At 41.6% G+C, this 16,884-nt stretch carries 15 protein-coding genes and 1 pseudogene; 13 read left to right on the plus strand and 3 right to left on the minus strand.

Annotated elements, in window-relative coordinates; all coding sequences use genetic code 11:
* The first annotated feature begins 140 nt into the window (after window positions 1–140).
* Both I8751_RS11335 and I8751_RS11340 read left to right on the plus strand, forming a co-directional pair.
* Window positions 141–1,289, plus strand: a complete 1,149-nt coding sequence (locus I8751_RS11335; protein ID WP_214439262.1) for an alanine--glyoxylate aminotransferase family protein — start codon at window positions 141–143, stop codon at window positions 1,287–1,289.
* Between the two features lie 749 nt (window positions 1,290–2,038).
* Window positions 2,039–2,452, plus strand: a pseudogene (locus tag I8751_RS11340) (twin-arginine translocation signal domain-containing protein); the annotation flags it as partial.
* A gap of 119 nt (window positions 2,453–2,571) precedes the next feature.
* Here I8751_RS11340 and I8751_RS30050 read toward each other — a convergent pair.
* Window positions 2,572–2,700 carry a hypothetical protein gene (locus I8751_RS30050; protein WP_263973499.1) on the minus strand — a complete coding sequence of 43 codons (129 nt, stop codon included), beginning with the start codon at window positions 2,698–2,700 and terminating at the stop codon, window positions 2,572–2,574.
* On the opposite strand from I8751_RS30050, the gene I8751_RS11345 reads away from it, so the two are divergent.
* From I8751_RS11345 to I8751_RS11370, 6 genes are all read left to right on the plus strand, one after another.
* Complete coding sequence (locus I8751_RS11345) at window positions 2,699–3,853, plus strand: iron-containing alcohol dehydrogenase (RefSeq protein WP_214439263.1); 1,155 nt, start codon at window positions 2,699–2,701, stop codon at window positions 3,851–3,853. The two genes, I8751_RS30050 and I8751_RS11345, sit on opposite strands and share 2 nt — an antisense overlap.
* Window positions 3,854–3,948: 95 nt before the next feature.
* On the plus strand, window positions 3,949–4,536 hold the full coding sequence (locus tag I8751_RS11350; protein ID WP_214439264.1) for a TetR/AcrR family transcriptional regulator: 588 nt from the start codon (window positions 3,949–3,951) through the stop codon (window positions 4,534–4,536).
* A gap of 4 nt (window positions 4,537–4,540) precedes the next feature.
* Window positions 4,541–4,930, plus strand: coding sequence for a tautomerase family protein (locus I8751_RS11355; RefSeq protein ID WP_214439265.1), 390 nt, complete (start codon window positions 4,541–4,543; stop codon window positions 4,928–4,930).
* 137 nt (window positions 4,931–5,067) lie between these two features.
* Entirely contained in the window at window positions 5,068–5,736 is a 669-nt protein-coding gene (locus I8751_RS11360; RefSeq protein ID WP_214439266.1) for a glutathione S-transferase family protein, read from the plus strand.
* A gap of 218 nt (window positions 5,737–5,954) precedes the next feature.
* On the plus strand, window positions 5,955–6,959 hold the full coding sequence (locus tag I8751_RS11365) for a mechanosensitive ion channel family protein (protein WP_214439267.1): 1,005 nt from the start codon (window positions 5,955–5,957) through the stop codon (window positions 6,957–6,959).
* On the plus strand, window positions 6,956–8,290 hold the full coding sequence (locus I8751_RS11370) for a DUF2254 domain-containing protein (protein WP_214439268.1): 1,335 nt from the start codon (window positions 6,956–6,958) through the stop codon (window positions 8,288–8,290). Before I8751_RS11365 ends, I8751_RS11370 begins: the two co-directional genes overlap by 4 nt.
* Before the next feature lie 106 nt (window positions 8,291–8,396).
* On the opposite strand, the gene clpB is transcribed toward I8751_RS11370, so the two are convergent.
* Complete coding sequence (gene clpB, locus I8751_RS11375) at window positions 8,397–11,015, minus strand: ATP-dependent chaperone ClpB (RefSeq protein ID WP_214439269.1); 2,619 nt, start codon at window positions 11,013–11,015, stop codon at window positions 8,397–8,399.
* 471 nt (window positions 11,016–11,486) lie between these two features.
* On the opposite strand from clpB, the gene I8751_RS11380 reads away from it, so the two are divergent.
* Window positions 11,487–11,726 carry a hypothetical protein gene (locus tag I8751_RS11380; protein ID WP_214439270.1) on the plus strand — a complete coding sequence of 80 codons (240 nt, stop codon included), beginning with the start codon at window positions 11,487–11,489 and terminating at the stop codon, window positions 11,724–11,726.
* A 31-nt stretch (window positions 11,727–11,757) separates the two neighbouring features.
* Here I8751_RS11380 and I8751_RS11385 read toward each other — a convergent pair whose 3' ends face one another.
* Window positions 11,758–12,603, minus strand: a complete 846-nt coding sequence (locus tag I8751_RS11385) for a hypothetical protein (protein ID WP_214439271.1) — start codon at window positions 12,601–12,603, stop codon at window positions 11,758–11,760.
* Between the two features lie 283 nt (window positions 12,604–12,886).
* Here I8751_RS11385 and I8751_RS11390 point away from each other — a divergent pair, with 283 nt between their 5' ends.
* From I8751_RS11390 to I8751_RS11405, 4 genes are all read left to right on the plus strand, one after another.
* Window positions 12,887–13,138 carry a TIGR02450 family Trp-rich protein gene (locus I8751_RS11390; RefSeq protein ID WP_214439272.1) on the plus strand — a complete coding sequence of 84 codons (252 nt, stop codon included), beginning with the start codon at window positions 12,887–12,889 and terminating at the stop codon, window positions 13,136–13,138.
* A gap of 561 nt (window positions 13,139–13,699) precedes the next feature.
* Complete coding sequence (gene bchL / locus I8751_RS11395) at window positions 13,700–14,566, plus strand: ferredoxin:protochlorophyllide reductase (ATP-dependent) iron-sulfur ATP-binding protein (protein ID WP_214439273.1); 867 nt, start codon at window positions 13,700–13,702, stop codon at window positions 14,564–14,566.
* A gap of 30 nt (window positions 14,567–14,596) precedes the next feature.
* Window positions 14,597–15,352, plus strand: a complete 756-nt coding sequence (locus I8751_RS11400) for a DUF5331 domain-containing protein (protein WP_214439274.1) — start codon at window positions 14,597–14,599, stop codon at window positions 15,350–15,352.
* Between the two features lie 94 nt (window positions 15,353–15,446).
* On the plus strand, window positions 15,447–16,856 hold the full coding sequence (locus tag I8751_RS11405; RefSeq protein WP_214439275.1) for a ferredoxin:protochlorophyllide reductase (ATP-dependent) subunit N: 1,410 nt from the start codon (window positions 15,447–15,449) through the stop codon (window positions 16,854–16,856).
* The last annotated feature ends 28 nt before the right edge of the window (window positions 16,857–16,884 follow it).

Consider the following 16,884-nt stretch of genomic DNA (forward strand, 5'->3'; position numbering starts at 1 on the left):
CACTGTAAAGCTTTATCGCAAAGACGTGCATCAGCTTGTTGCTAGATATAGCTTTTTCCTATAAACAAAAGTTTGACTAAAACATTGGTGATGCGATCGCTCTATGATCCGGTAAGTATCGTCTAGGCTAGAACCTAATTATGATGCCAACAATCTCAATTAATGACACTCAGCGTTTGCAACTCCAACCTTTAGAAATTCCATCGCGGTTACTTTTAGGGCCAGGGCCTTCAAATGCCCATCCCGCAGTACTCCAGGCGATGAATACCTCACCAGTTGGGCATCTTGACCCAGCTTTCCTGGCACTCATGGATGAAATTCAATCTTTGTTGCGATATGTCTGGCAAACAGAAAACCCCCTGACCATTGCAGTCAGCGGTACAGGGTCAGCCGCTATGGAAGCAACCATTGCCAACGCCACAGAACCCGGTGATGTAGTTTTGATTGGTGTAGCTGGTTACTTTGGTCATCGCCTCGTAGATATGGCTGGACGATATGGTGCAGATGTGCGAACTATTAACAAACCGTGGGGGCAAGTCTTCACATTAGATGAACTCCGCACTGCTGTAGAAACTCATCGTCCGACGATTTTGGCTTTAGTTCATGCCGAAACTTCCACAGGCGCACGTCAACCTTTAGAAGGAGTTGGTGAACTGTGTCGTGAGTTTGGCACTTTGTTATTGGTAGATACGGTAACAAGTCTTGGTGGTGTCCCGATATTTTTGGATGCTTGGGGAGTTGACTTGGCTTATAGTTGTAGCCAAAAAGGATTGGGTTGTTCTCCTGGTGCTTCACCCTTTACCATGAGTCCGCGTGCAGTTGAGAAGTTACAGCAACGCAGTACAAAAGTGGCAAACTGGTATTTGGACATGTCGTTGCTGAGTAAGTATTGGGGCAAAGAACGCACATATCATCATACAGCACCCATTAACCTGTACTATGGTCTACGGGAAGCCCTACGTTTGGTGGCAGAAGAGGGACTAGCAAACTGCTGGCAGCGTCATCAAAAAAATGTAGAGTATCTCTGGGAAGGTTTAGAAGACTTGGGACTGAGTATGCATGTTGAACGGGAGTACCGACTGCCAACCCTAACCACAGTCCGTATTCCAGCAGGAGTAGATGGTAAAGCGATCGCTCAACAGTTACTGAATGAATATAATATTGAGATTGGCGGCGGTCTAGGCGAACTCGCTGGTCAAGTCTGGCGAGTAGGATTGATGGGTTTTAACAGCCGTCAAGAAAGCGTTGACCAACTCTTAGCAGCACTACGGCTAGTTTTACCAAAATAATTTGAGCTTGATTAGGTGCGTTAACAGCAATAACGCACCTATTTCATTTTCAACTCGTAAACTGTCAACCTCATTGAAAGAAAAAGCCAGTAATCAGCAGAGGCAGAAGTATCAGAACAGACACAATTAAAACGAGGGTTGCCGGATCAATCTTGATATGGTTCTTCTGTGGATCGCTCATTTGTCACATTCTCTGTGAAAAAATACATTAACTCAGCCTAAAGGATATTTGTTCCTATTTCCAAACCCCTTGAGGTTGAAAGTATAGTGTTGTTGATCAAATTTAGCTGTCATGCATCTAAGTTGCACATCTTTTCGTATGGATTGTTGACCCTTCTCTGCGAGACGCTACGCGAACGACTGCGCTCAGGGTCAAGGCTGAGCGAAGCCGAAGCCTTGACTGTTAACGATCAGCAATTAACAAACTTAGGAAGTGACTGTGTAATTTAAAGGCATAATAGCTGAGAAAGTGATCATTTCATCAAACAGTCAAGCGTTCGTGTCAACACATTGCCGAAGCTTAACCTTTTCTTTAACAAAAAATACCCATAATTCTACTTAAATAAGCAGTGTTGCTTACTGGGTATTAACCTGATACTCGTAGTAATGATTATTGTAAATCAATTCAAATTTCCCAAATTGAAAATTTTTGCCTGCGACTACCAAAAATTGCAAAGTCGCTGGACTAACTACCTACGATTTACAATCGCGCAAACATGGCAAGCAAAAAATTAGGAGAAAGATAAAACATGTCCCAAATGCTAAATCGTCGTCGATTTCTTCAGGCATCGGCGGCGGCGGCCAGCGTAGGTGTATCCGCTATTCGTACTTCTGCTACTGGTATTGACGAGTATGTTGAGGCGATAGTGATTGGTAGTGGTTTTGGTGGCGCAGTCGCATCATTGCGCCTTGGTCAGGCAGGAATTGAAACAATAGTACTGGAACGGGGGCGACGATGGCGAATTACTGACGCAGGTGATACTTTCGCTACAACAGATAACCCAGATGGTCGTGCTGCGTGGTTGAGTTCCACTACAGTTTTACCCGCACCAGTTCCAGAAGTTCCCATTGATGTATATACTGGCGTTCTCGATGTCAAAAGAGGTAATGGTATCAATGCCTATCGAGGCGCAGGTGTTGGAGGTGGTTCGCTTATTCCTGGTTCAACTGCTTGCTCAAATCCTTCACTGACTATTGCTGCTCTGGCAGAACGAAGTATGGATCACTTTCTCAACCGGATTTCTCGGTATCGAAAAATATAACCCGTCGTAGTGGTTAAAAGCTATATAGCGATCGCCTGCAACTCATCGCAAATCAAAAACACCACCTTAACTAAGGGTACAGGTGAGAACATAAAGAAAGTGATTACAATACTCAAGGTAAAATCCGATTCCCTTGTCTGATCACTCATGGAAAACTTTGTTTTTTACAACCCAGTCAAAATCCTGTTTGGCAAGGGTCAAATCGCCCATATTAGCGGCGAAATTCCTGCTGATGCCAAAATCCTCATGACCTACGGTGGGGGTAGCATCAAAACCAATGGTGTTTATGACCAGGTGAAGTCTGCGTTGGCTGGCTTTGATGTCACTGAATTTGGCGGTATCGAACCCAACCCCCACTTAGAAACACTATTAAAAGCAGCTGAAGTGGTGCGGAGTCAGGGTATAAACTTTTTACTAGCCGTTGGTGGTGGTTCGGTTGTTGATGGTACTAAGTTTATTGCCGCTGCGGTTAATTTTGCAGGCGACCCTTGGGATATCTTGGCCAAGCAAGCGTCTATAAAAACTGCTATACCTTTTGGTGCTGTGTTAACTCTACCAGCAACCGGCTCGGAAATGAATCCGACCTCGGTTATCACTAAAGGAGCAACTCAAGAAAAACTCTACTTTGCTAGTCCCTTAGTGTTTCCCCGATTTTCTGTTCTCGACCCAGAATCAACTTTTTCCCTACCTCCAAGACAAATTAGCAATGGTATTGTCGATGCTTACACCCATGTCATGGAACAGTATTTGACTTATCCAGTCAATGCGCCATTGCAAGACCGGATGGCTGAATCTATCCTGCAAACGCTGATTGAAGAAGGTCCAAAAACCTTAGCTAATCCGCAAGATTATGATGCTAGGGCGAATGTGATGTGGTGCGCGACGATGGCATTAAATGGATTAATTGGCGCAGGAGTTCCCCAAGATTGGGCAACCCACATGATTGGTCACGAATTAACAGCAGTGCATGGTTTAGATCATGCTCAAACTTTAGCTGTTGTTTTACCCAGCACTCTCTCAATTAGACGCGATCGCAAATGGCAAAAACTTCTACAGTATGCACAACGAGTCTGGAATCTTGTTGATGGTTCCGAAGAAGAACGAATTACGGAAGCGATCGCTAAAACTCGTAACTTCTTTGAATCTGTTGGTGTACAAACTCGTTTGTCTGATTATGGTGTCGGACTAGACACGATTCCCGTGATTATTGAGCGCTTTGAAAAACGTGGTTTTGTTCCTTTGGGTGAACAGCAAGATGTCAGTCTTGAGGTTGTCGAGAAGATTTTGACTCTTTGTGCTTAGGAATTTATAACTTCTAGCAGGCATTTTGCCTGCTATTGACTCTCAAACAAAGTTCGTATTAAAATCAATCAGACCAATCGGTCGGTAAACCTTTTATGTCTAAAGGCGAACACACAAAAACCAGGATTCTTCAACAAGCCGCCGAACTGTTTAACCAACAGGGATATGCTGGCTCGTCTATGTCCGACATTATGCGTGTAACGGGATTGCAAAAAGGAGGAATTTATAATCATTTCCCCAGTAAAGATGAGCTAGCACTACAAGCTTTTGACTTTGCGATCGCTTGTGTCAGCAAGCATTACAGATCTGCCTTACGTAGCAAAAGTAATGCAGTTGAGCGCTTAAAAGCAATTATTGGCGTATTTAGTAATTTTGCAGACAACCCACCCATCCAAGGAGGATGTCCATTACTTAATACTGCTGTGGAAAGTGATGATGCTCACCCAGCGCTACGAAAACGAACCCAACAGGCGATGAACTCTTGGCTAAATTTAATTCGGCGAATTATTGAAACAGGAATTGCAAAGGGTGAAATTCACCCTGAAGTTAATGCTGATGAAATGGCAACTATTATAACTGCAACCTTAGAAGGAGCAATTATGATCAGTAAGCTTTATGGAGACTCTATTCACATGCAAAGAGCAGTTAATCATTTAAATCAATATATAGAAAGCTACCTTTAAATTCATGGTTCAAATTAAGGTTTACGGTTTAGCAGAAAAACTTAACTCTATTAAAACAGAGCTTGCAAAAATTATTCATAGCTCTATTATCGAGGTGTTGCAACTTCCCCATGATAAACGATTTCAGAGATTTTTTCCCCTGGATAAAACTGACTTTTACTATCCATCAGATAGGTCAGAAAATTACTTAATCATTGAAATTAGTATGTTTGAGGGACGCACATTAGAAACCAAAAAGCGTTTAATTTATGGATTAATTAAGAATATTAATCAAAATTTAAATATCGCTGTTAATGATATTGAAATTACAATCTTTGAAACGTCTCCAGCTAACTGGGGAATTCGGGGTTTAACTGGTGATGAATTAAACTTAAATTACAAGGTGGATGTTTGAAATTTAGTTACATTAAATTTGCAATAAAATATTATCAACAAGTAACTCATAACAACTGAATTTCCCAAAAGCAAATTTTTTTAGGCATTAACAGACCGTTCGGTCTTTTTGTTTGTCAATATTAGGAGCAATGATTCATGCTGAAGTTTTACTATAATCCGCGCTCACCGATGGCTCGCCGTGTATGGAGAACCTTGCTAGAAAAGGAAATTTCATTCGAGTCAGTTATACTAAACTTAAACGGCGATCAACTACAATCGGAGTTTTTGGCAATTAATCCATTTCATCATGTTCCAGTGATCGTTGATCAAGGTTTTCGAGTAATAGAATCTCTGGCTATTTTGGACTATTTAGAGACTAAATATCCTACACCTGCGTTATTACCAACAGAAGCTGAGGCTTTAGCCATAGTCAGAATGGTGCAAATGACAGTTACAAATGAACTCTTGCCAAAAGCAATTTATTTAATGTTTGAAACTGAAGATTCGCCAAAACTTTTACAAGCAAAAGAACATATCGATAAAGTCCTAAATTTTTTAACAGAATGTTTAGGAAATAGTCCTTATTTTGCTAGCGAACAGTTGACTTTAGCAGATATTGTCGCCGGAACAGATATGTCTTTATTATCAAAGTCGGGATTTAGTTTTAATAATTATCCCAAACTGAAAGATTGGTTTGAGCGTTTGATGCAGCGGGAAATATGGCAAAGAACTGAATTAAATCAAGAAGACTTTGAAAAATTCAAGCGTGTTTTGAGAATTATGCGTAGACGAAAGCTCAGTCAAGAAAACAAAATAAAAAATTAGGCGATCGCACCATACCAATTATCTCAATTAAACCCAGATAAAATCTGAATTTCTTAATTACCTAGCTTGCTTCTCACCAAAGACAAGTATTACGAATTACGAATTACGAATTGCTTCAAGAATCTATCTTACAGAACACTAATATACAGACTTCAGGAGGAATTTAAATTCATCATTTTTGACTATCATCAGCAACGACTGATGAGTGAGGAAATTGGATGAACGCAGAGATATCAGCACTTTTGGACAAAATGCAGAAGATGGCTAACGACTTCCTGATTCTGCTGCCCAATATTGTGCTGGGATTAATTGTTTTTACAATATTTATAATTATTGGCAGGTCAATTAAAAGACTGGTCAAGCGCTTGACCCGTGGTCGCCGCCAAGCCCGTAATCTGGGAATGGTGTTAGGTCGATTAGCACAAGGGGCTACAATTCTGGTTGGTCTATTTATTGCCCTGTCTATTGTCATTCCTTCAATCAAGGCATCTGATTTAGTGCAACTATTGGGAATTAGTGGGGTCGCAATTGGTTTTGCTTTTCGTGATATTCTCCAAAACTTCTTGGCTGGCATTTTAATATTGTTGACAGAGCCATTTCAAATCGATGACCAAATTGTTTTTAAAGATTTTGAAGGTACAGTAGAAAATATTGAAACACGAGCTACAACCATTAGAACTTACGATGGTCGCCGGATTGTGATTCCCAATTCTGAGCTATTTACCAATTCGGTAACGGTGAACACTGCCTTCGAGAACCGCCGCTTAGAATATGATATCGGCGTTGGCTATGGCGATGACCTGGAGTGGACAAAACAGTTAATGCTTGAAGCAATGCACAGTGTAGATATTGTACTCAAAGACCCAGCACCTGATGCATTGGTGATGGAACTTGCCGAAAGCACTGTTAATATCCGCGCTCGGTGGTGGATTAGTCCGCCGCGCCGGGCAGATTCTCTAGATTCAAGAGATCAGGTGATCTCTGCAATCAAGCGCAAACTTGTAGAAAACGGCATCGACTTACCCTTTCCTACCACACAAGTTTTATTCCACGACCAAACCGAAGAGACAGATGGCGATCGCTCTCGTCAACGTGAAGGCTGGCCCGCAGGTAAAAGCGAAGTTCCCAAACCACGCAGCATCAGTGGTTCACTCAAGCAACTGGTGCAAATGCAGAATGGCAACAACAAGGTAGATCCCCACAAATCTGACAGCAAATCATGAAGAACGTGCAGTTGGCAAAACTTTGGGATGCACTCCACTCTAGTTACTGGTTTTTGCCAGGAATCATCGCACTAGGAGCAATCATCCTGGCGTTTGCCATGATCACCCTTGACCGCCAAATCGGCTTTGATGGCTTAAGTTGGATTTACACTGGTGGCCCTGATGGAGCGCGAGCAGTTCTTTCTGTGATCGCTGGTTCAATGGTGAGCGTTGCTGCTACAGCCTTTTCGATCACAATTGTGGCTCTACAACTGGCTTCGGCCAATTTCGGGCCACGGCTGTTGCGTAATTTTATGCGAGATACAGGTAATCAATTAGTCTTAGGCACATTTATTGCCACTTTCATTTATTCCTTGATTGTGCTGCGGACTATTTATGGAGAAGATTATGATCTGTTTGTTCCCCATCTGTCGGTAACAATCGGTCTAATACTAGCGATCGTTAGTATCGGTGTGCTAATTTACTTTATTCATCACGCATCAACTATTATTCAAGCATCCCATGTTATTGAAAGTGTTAGTCACGATCTAGATAAAGCAATTGATCGGCTATTTCCAAATAGAATTGGACTTAATCCTCCAGAACACAAGTTGCATCTAGGAGAAATTCCCACTGCTTTCGAGTTACAGGCTTACCCAATTAGAGCTAATGGTGATGGTTATCTCCAAGCAATTGATAATCAAAAATTAATGGATATTTCTACTAAGCACAATCTTTTAATTCACATTAAGTCTCGACCAAGCAAGTTTGTATTCCAGGGTAATGAGTTGGCTATGGCTTGGCCTGGTGAACGAGTGAATCGAAAACTCACTCAGCAAATTGAACAGGTATTTATTTTAGGTAGAGAACGCACTGAACAACAGGATGTAGCGTTTCCCATTAATCAATTAGTAGAAATTGCCATGCGCGCCCTTTCTCCTGGAATTAACGATCCGTTTACAGCGATGCGTTGTATTGATCGACTTTGCGCTGGATTATGCCATTTAGTACAAAGGGAATTTCCCTCACCGTACCGCTATGATGAAGACAACAAACTGCGAGTGATTGCCGAACCCATAACTTTTGCAGGAATGGTTAATGATGCCTTTAATCAAATTCGGCAGTACGGCCGTTCTGATGCCGCAGTCACCATTCATCTACTAGAAGCCATAACTATTGTTGCTAATTACGCCCATAACCCCCAAGACCGAGAAAATTTGCGTCGTCATGCAGACATGATTGAACGAGGTAGCCATGAGGGATTACCAGAGGAGCAAGACCGCCAGGATGTCCAGGAACAGTATCATAAAGCACTTCAAGCTTTGGAGCAAGAACATGAGATAGATAGATAAAGCAGAAAAAAAGAGAAATAAGAGGATAAGCGTTCTTTTATTCTAATTTTTCCCTTATTTTCCTGCTTTGCTGAGACATACCCAGAATTTGACCACCCGCCTGGGATTAACTAGTAAAGACCTGAACAGGTAGACGGCTGAAAGAAAGGCGTTCATTTTGTACATCAACAAATATGGTATCGCCATCATTGAAATCGCCACGCAGGATAGCTTTGGCAATTTGAGTTTCCAACTCCCGCTGAATTGCTCGCTTCAGTGGACGCGCCCCAAATACAGGGTCATATCCTACTTCCGCTAAAAAGTCAACAGCAGTATCCGAGAGTCTGAGAGACATTTTGCGATCGCCTAATCTGTGCCGCAATCTTTCTACTTGCAATAGCACAATCTGCCGCAATTCCTTTTTATCTAAGGCGTGGAAGATAATGATTTCATCAATCCGATTAAGGAACTCTGGACGGAAACTATTTCGCATCGCTTCCATTACCCGACGGCGCATTTCGTCGTAGTGGGAGTTATCCCCGGCGACATCAAGAATGTATTGCGAACCAATGTTGCTGGTCATGATAATGATTGCATTCTTAAAGTCGACTTTTCGACCTTGGGCATCAGTGACACGACCATCATCGAGAATTTGCAGGAAGATATTAAATACATCTGGGTGCGCTTTCTCGATTTCGTCGAAGAGGATCACAGCATAAGGACGACGACGAATCGCTTCAGTTAATTGTCCGCCTTCTTCATAACCTACGTATCCTGGAGGCGCACCAATTAACCGCGAAACAGCATGTTTTTCCATGTACTCTGACATATCAATTCGCACCAGTGCATCTTCGGTGTCGAACATATATCCCGCTAGTGCTTTGGCCAATTCGGTTTTACCTACACCTGTAGGGCCAAGAAAGATAAAGCTAGCGATAGGACGATTAGGGTCGGCTAATCCTGCGCGCGATCGCTGAATGGCATCGGCGACAGCTGTAACTGCTTCATCTTGTCCAATCACTCGGCGATGCAGTTCATCTTCTAAGTGCAGTAGTTTTTCTTTTTCAGATTCCACCAACTTGCTGATGGGAATTCCCGTCCACTTAGAAATAATTTCGGCAATATCAGCCTCGGTGACTTCCTCACGTAACAAAGATTTGCCAGTTCTTTGGGCATTTGCTAATTCGTTTTCTACCGCTTCTAATTGGCGATGTAAGCTGGTTAGCTTGCCATACTTCAATTCCGCAGCGCGGTTAAGGTCGTAGTTTCTTTCTGCTTGCTGAATCTCCACATTAACTCGGTCAATTTCTTCTTTAACTGACTGAATTTTGGTGATGATATCTTTTTCAGACTGCCATTGGGCGCTTAGGGTTCTTTGTTCTTCTTTGAGATCCGCAAGTTCTTTTTCTAATCTTTCCAAGCGTTCACGCGAAGCAGCATCACTTTCTTTTTGCAGAGATAGCTTCTCCATTTCTAATTGGAGAATCTTGCGGTCGATTTCATCGAGTTCTTCTGGTTTGGAGGTAATCTCCATTTTTAATCTGGCAGCGGCTTCGTCTACCAAATCGATCGCTTTATCTGGCAAGAAGCGATCGCTAATATAACGACTTGATAATGTAGCGGCTGCAACTAAAGAACTATCAGAAATCTTCACCCCGTGATGAACTTCATACCGTTCTTTCAGTCCGCGCAAAATCGAAATAGTATCTTCGACACTGGGCTGATCGACATAAACTTGCTGGAAACGTCTTTCTAAAGCCGCATCTTTTTCTATATACTTGCGGTATTCGTCTAAAGTTGTTGCCCCAATACAGCGCAATTCACCCCGCGCCAACATTGGTTTTAACAAGTTGCCAGCATCCATTGCCCCTTGAGTCGCACCAGCGCCAACAACGGTGTGAATTTCATCAATAAATAAAACTATATTGCCGCCGGATTCGGTAACTTCTTTTAATACTGCTTTCAAGCGTTCTTCAAATTCGCCCCGGAATTTTGCCCCTGCAATCAAAGCACCCATATCTAAAGAAATCAACTTGCGGTCTTTGAGAGATTGGGGTACATCACCAGCAATGATCCGCTGTGCTAGTCCTTCGGCGATCGCAGTTTTACCAACACCCGGTTCACCAATCAGTACAGGGTTATTCTTGGTGCGACGAGAGAGAATTTGCACAGTGCGACGAATTTCATCATCTCGCCCAATTACTGGATCGAGTTGACCTTTACGAGCAGCTTCTGTGAGGTCACGCCCATATTTTTCCAGCGATTGATATTTTCCTTCTGGATTTTGGTCGGTCACTTTCTGGCTCCCACGAACTTCTTTAATGATATTTTTGAGCTTGTTTTCGTCTAAACCAAATTCTTGGAATAAACCTTTGCCAAAGCGATCATCTTTGGCATAAGCCAACAATAAGTGTTCAATTGAAATATATTCGTCTTTAAAGTCCTGACGATATGTGTCAGCTCGATCTAAAAGTGTATCCAAGCTGCGACCCAAGTATACGGAAGTACTGTTACCTGAGACTTTTGGCTGACGTTGGAGAAATTGCTCGGTGCGGTCGCTGACTTTTTGTAAATTAACACCCGCTTTGGTCAAAATACTGCTAGCTAGACCTTCTTGTTCTAGCAGCGCCTTCATCAGGTGTTCACTTTCTATCTGCTGTTGTTGGTATTGTTTAGCAATATCTGGGGTATGGGCGATCGCTTCCCAGGCTTTTTCTGTAAATTGATTGGGATTAGTAGGTTGCATAGGCTGATTGAGAACCACTCTAGACGCATAAGTGCAGAGAGAACAAGAGTCAGCCTTGTTCTTATATGGTAATTGTAAGGATAGGCGTACAACTAGCTGGATCGGTCTTCACGTCTTCATGGAGTAGTAGTATTACCTTTTCTTCGTTCACGTTCAATTTTTCTTTTCTAGGGATAATTAATCAAAGCCAAAATTCAATATTTTATACCTTAAATAGCTAAATATACTCCCTTCTTTACGTAATTGGTGATGTATGACAATTAAATTTAAGAATGATATATGCAAATTTACTTGTGTAATCACTGATAAGTATATTAAGATTATAGAATTTGAGATGTATTATTATTGTAAATAAGCAATATTTCTGGTTAGAATACAATTCTGTGCTAAGAAATGAGTCTAGTAAATGAAAACTAGCCTAAAATAAAAAAATATACATTAAATAACTGTATATATCAGTAAATGGCAAAGATGAAAGCTATAGGGCATCATAATTTAACAGCTGAAGAACGCCAATCTATTCTTCTCAATATCTCAAAAGAATATATGCGCGGCAAAATAAGCCATATTGAGTTACAAGAAGCCGAACGTAAATATGGCACAGACTATGGTTCCGTAACTCTAGGATTAGCTAGCAGAAGTCATTTTATGCCAAAAATATGGCAATTTTTGGTGTCAACTTGCCGTTCAGGTAATCAAAAGCATAATTAAGTATTTCGCTAACAGTACTGACAATTCATGTCTAAATAGTAGTCATGGGTTGGGCACGATAAGTTCTTGCGAGTAGCATAGCAGCAGACAGACGACCAGCGATCGCCACCAACAAATCTTGAACTGCTATTGAGTCAAATGCCGTTATATTGTTACTATAGAGACACAAAACACCTAAATTATCATTGGCATCACCGCTAATTGGTATGGTGATTAAAGTTCTATAAGACAGGCGGCGACGGCTGCGACTATCTACTAAGAAAACATACTCATGACTATCAGCTTGCCAAGCACCATTTTTTCTGGTTAAGTGTACAACTCTCCGATTTTTATCTAAAAAAGTATTTCCTGCAACTCCTCTTTTTCTGCTGGTATCACTACCAATATAAAAACGCGCTTTCTCTTTATTCTCATTGGGTGATTCTAATTGACACCAAGTATTCAAAAAATCTGAATCATTAGGATCAGGAGCATAAACCGCAATCCCACAACCATCCAAAAGTTGCAGCACATCAAGCGTTCTACTAATAAAATCTTCAAAAAGTCGCTTTAAAGCTTCGTTAATGTCAGGATTGGCTGATAATTCAGGTAGTAACAAGAGTAATGATTCATCCAACTTGTTCAACTTGATTGCAATTTGATGAGCCTTATAGTAGTACCTCAAGATAATTAAAAGTGGGCAAACACCAATCAATAAGCCTAGAACAGCCCACCACAATTCCAGCCTAATTGTTTGTTTTAAATATGGTAGTAGTACTTGGAGAAAAAACTCGTCTGCTCTGTTTCCAACAATACCATTAATAACAATAATCAGTAATGTACCTAGGAAACTAGCTAATTTTGCCCAATTTGGAATTATTGGTAGATTTAATGCCATAGTTGCCGATTATCTTTGGCTGAGGAAGGAATTAATCTAATTTTCCCTGTCAAGTTTATGTTAACAACATAAACCTGCTTTTTGCATGATTTCACTGGCAGTAAGTTTGACTAGATAATTGTCTTTAAGAACTAGTACCGCAAGGCGGAAGTCAAAAGTAACCTTTCGACTATGCTCAAGGTTACACCGAGCGTTCGCGTAAGCGTCCTGTAGGGAAGCCGAGGTGTAAAAAGTTAAAAGTCAAAATAAATACAGCGTGATGCTCGAAGGGAAGGCTTGACTAATGACCAAAAAACAGAAATTTCCTTACCTAGTTGGCTCTAAGTGGACAACCCAGCAAAAAATAGACGGCTGGAGACACTTTCAAGTTGTCAACCGTAAAAATCAAGGTAAATGGGTGTATGCCGAAATGGTCGCTGCCTGTGACCCCAAAGTCCGCTTTTGGGTCAACGCCAAACTATTACAAGACAGCTCCCAATGGCAGCCAGGTTGGCAATCGTTACAAGAAATTGAACACTCTAACTTGATCCCCTGATGTCTTGCAGTCAAAGCTTTTAATTAAATTGAGCTAATATTTCAAAATTAATAATTTTTTACACCATCGCCCCAGATATCTAAAAGACAGCAATCATATATTCTTGACAGTTAAATAAAACCTGCCAAGAAAATCCTTCTGTACAAAGGTGCGGCAGTATTTGCAGTATGGGTTTGCCAAGATCTCATATCACCTTGAGATCCAGCTTATCTTCCTTGGTTTCTATTTGTCTAAGCATAAGCTAAATCTATGAAAAGCATATATTACAAGCAATTTAAGAGCGTTTTTTTTTGTAACTATTTTTATAAAAAAAGTTTTCTAAAAACATTTTTAATTGATTTAAAAACTAAATTAGCGTTTTTGAATGGTTTTTGTCTAAATAAAATCATTTTTAATCTTGTATAAGTCGAATAAAATCGTTTTAGAGATTACAGCCCCCTTTCTTTTCCCTGTGATTTCGACAATAATGACACTTACGTACCTCATACCGACATCTGAGGCTAGGTGAAGGCAAATGCTTGAGCCACGAGTTTGACAAAAAACTATAAGAGGCAAACAACAGTGAAACTAGCAGTTTACGGAAAAGGTGGGATTGGCAAATCCACAACTAGCTGTAACATCTCAGTCGCCCTAGCCAAACGCGGCAAGAAAGTCCTGCAAATTGGTTGCGACCCTAAACACGACAGCACTTTTACCCTCACAGGGTTTTTGATTCCGACAATTATCGACACTCTTCAAGAAAAAGACTATCACTACGAAGATGTCTGGCCTGAAGATGTAATTTATAAAGGTTATGGCGGTGTAGATTGCGTGGAAGCAGGTGGGCCACCAGCAGGTGCTGGATGTGGCGGCTACGTAGTTGGCGAAACCGTAAAATTACTTAAAGAACTCAACGCCTTCGATGAATACGATGTCATTTTATTTGATGTATTAGGTGACGTTGTGTGCGGCGGTTTTGCAGCGCCACTCAACTATGCAGATTACTGCTTGATAGTTACTGATAATGGCTTTGATGCTTTATTCGCTGCCAATCGAATTGCGGCTTCAGTGCGGGAAAAAGCCCGGACTCATCCACTGCGTCTAGCTGGTTTAATCGGCAACCGTACTTCCAAGCGCGACTTGATTGAGAAATATATAGAAGCCGTACCAATGCCAGTTCTGGAAGTTTTGCCTCTAATTGAAGACATCCGTGTTTCTCGCGTTAAGGGTAAAACTTTGTTTGAAATGGCAGAGTCTGATCCATCTCTGAGCTATGTTTGCGATTACTACCTCAACATCGCCGACCAGATTTTGGCGCGTCCAGAAGGAGTTGTACCGAACGACTCACCAGATCGTGAATTGTTCTCTTTGTTATCCGATTTTTATCTAAATCCGGGTAAACCCCAGGTTCCTAATTCAGAAGAGGAACTAGACTTGATGATTGTATAACATCATCAAGTTCTCAGGATGAGGAACAATATGGCTTTCTTCAATAGCTTTACAGATTCAATAAGACAAAAGTGGTTGCAATTCTTCCAGGTAAACCATGACTGGATTACCTTGCACATGAAAACTGAATCAGTGTACACCCCTGATGGCGGGAAGCGACCACCTTCTTACCTCATCCTGGGCGTTGTCAACGCGCTGGAACCGAAGTTAGCGCAGTTAATGTTGCCCTTTTCCAAATTGAATCCTGACGCTGATACGCTGATTGAGGTGTTGGATTTGCATTTTGACCCAGACATTGCTCTAGGGAACCGTTTTATGCCTCCAGCCGAACCTGAGGTAGACCAATATGAGTCAGCAGCCGTCGGGAATGAAAACTCCGAAGATGAAACTTTGGCGATTTCCCATACAAATAGTTTTGCCAGAGAAGCAATGGCAATGGCTCAAGAGTTTGCCATCCAGGAAAGCCACAATGGACTGGGAGATATTTCCTTAACCAATGGGCACAACTCCAGTGATGACTCTCATCAAGCATCTAGTATACAAGTAGATGATTTTGGTGATATTTCCTTTGATGCAACAACTGCAACCGAAGGAAAACTAGACGAGCAACTTCTTGATGAACTGAATACACAAGAAGAAAATGCCTTTAGTGACGTGTTATCAGATGTCTGGGGCGATCAAACAGCCTTGCACAAGGGTGAAGATAATAACGATTTTTTAGGGGAAGAACTACCAGCAGGCGTTTTTGATGAATCGGAGATTGCCCGTCTCTTCCCCAATGCTTAGTTACTAAAGTTAGGAGTTAAGAGTTAGGAGTTCGTGAAATAACAACTCATAACTCATCACTCCTAACTTGAAAATCAAGGGGAGAAAAACCGAAATGACTGTTGCTCAACAACCAGAAGCCTTAAGCTTTGAGTGTGAAACTGGAAATTACCACACTTTTTGCCCAATTAGCTGCGTAGCGTGGTTATACCAAAAAATTGAAGATAGCTTCTTTTTGGTGATTGGAACCAAGACTTGTGGATACTTCTTACAAAACGCAATGGGGGTGATGATTTTTGCTGAACCCCGCTATGCAATGGCAGAGTTAGAAGAAGGGGATATTTCCGCGCAACTGAATGATTATGAAGAACTGAAGCGGTTATGTTTACAAATTAAGCGCGATCGCAACCCCAGTGTAATCGTATGGATAGGCACTTGCACTACTGAAATTATTAAAACGGATTTGGAAGGCTTAGCACCAAAATTGGAATCCGAAATTGGTATTCCCATTGTCGTAGCGCGTGCTAATGGTCTAGATTACGCCTTCACCCAAGGAGAAGACACCGTATTAGCAGCAATGGCTAATCGTTGCCCTGATAAAGCTCCCGTAGCAGAGACGGAAACAGACAAAAACGAACGTAACGCCATTCAAAAGCTGCTTAACTTCGGTAAAAAGAAAGAAGATGTCGCCCAAGAAGAATCTGAGTATGTGGATCATCCACCTTTAGTTCTCTTCGGTTCTCTTCCTGATCCTGTTGTGACTCAGTTAACTTTAGAACTGAAGAAACATGGTGTCAAAGTTTCTGGTTGGCTACCTGCAAAGCGCTTCACTGAACTGCCAGTGATTGAAGAAGGGTATTATGTCGCTGGTGTCAATCCATTTCTAAGTCGCACTGCTACCACCTTAATGCGTCGCCGTAAATGTAAACTCATCGGCGCACCGTTCCCCATCGGCCCTGATGGTACCCGCGCTTGGATTGAGAAAATCTGCTCGGTGTTCGGTATTACTCCCAAAGGTTTGGACGAGCGCGAAGCGCAAATTTGGGAAAGCTTAGAAGATTACGTGAAATTGATTCGTGGCAAATCTGTATTCTTTATGGGTGATAATTTGCTGGAAATCTCCCAAGCGAGGTTCTTAATCCGTTGTGGGATGATAGTTCAAGAAATTGGTATCCCTTACATGGATAAGCGCTATCAAGCTGCTGAGCTAGCCTTTTTAGAGAAGACTTGCCAAGAAATGGGCGCACCTATACCTAAAATTGTTGAAAAGCCGGATAACTACAACCAACTTCAGCGAATTTATGAGCTAAAACCAGACTTGGTAATTACTGGTATGGCTCATGCTAACCCCCTAGAAGCACGCGGTATAAACACCAAGTGGTCTGTAGAGTTCACTTTTGCTCAAATTCACGGTTTTACCAATGCCCGTGACATTCTAGAGTTGGTAACTCGTCCCCTACGCCGGAATAATAATTTGAAAGATTTGGGTTGGGATAAATTGGTTAGAGAAGAAGCAAAAATTTAGAATTTAGGTTTTAATCGAGCAACACCAT

The organism is Atlanticothrix silvestris CENA357 (genome assembly GCF_016056295.1).
Taxonomy (GTDB): domain Bacteria; phylum Cyanobacteriota; class Cyanobacteriia; order Cyanobacteriales; family Nostocaceae; genus Atlanticothrix; species Atlanticothrix silvestris.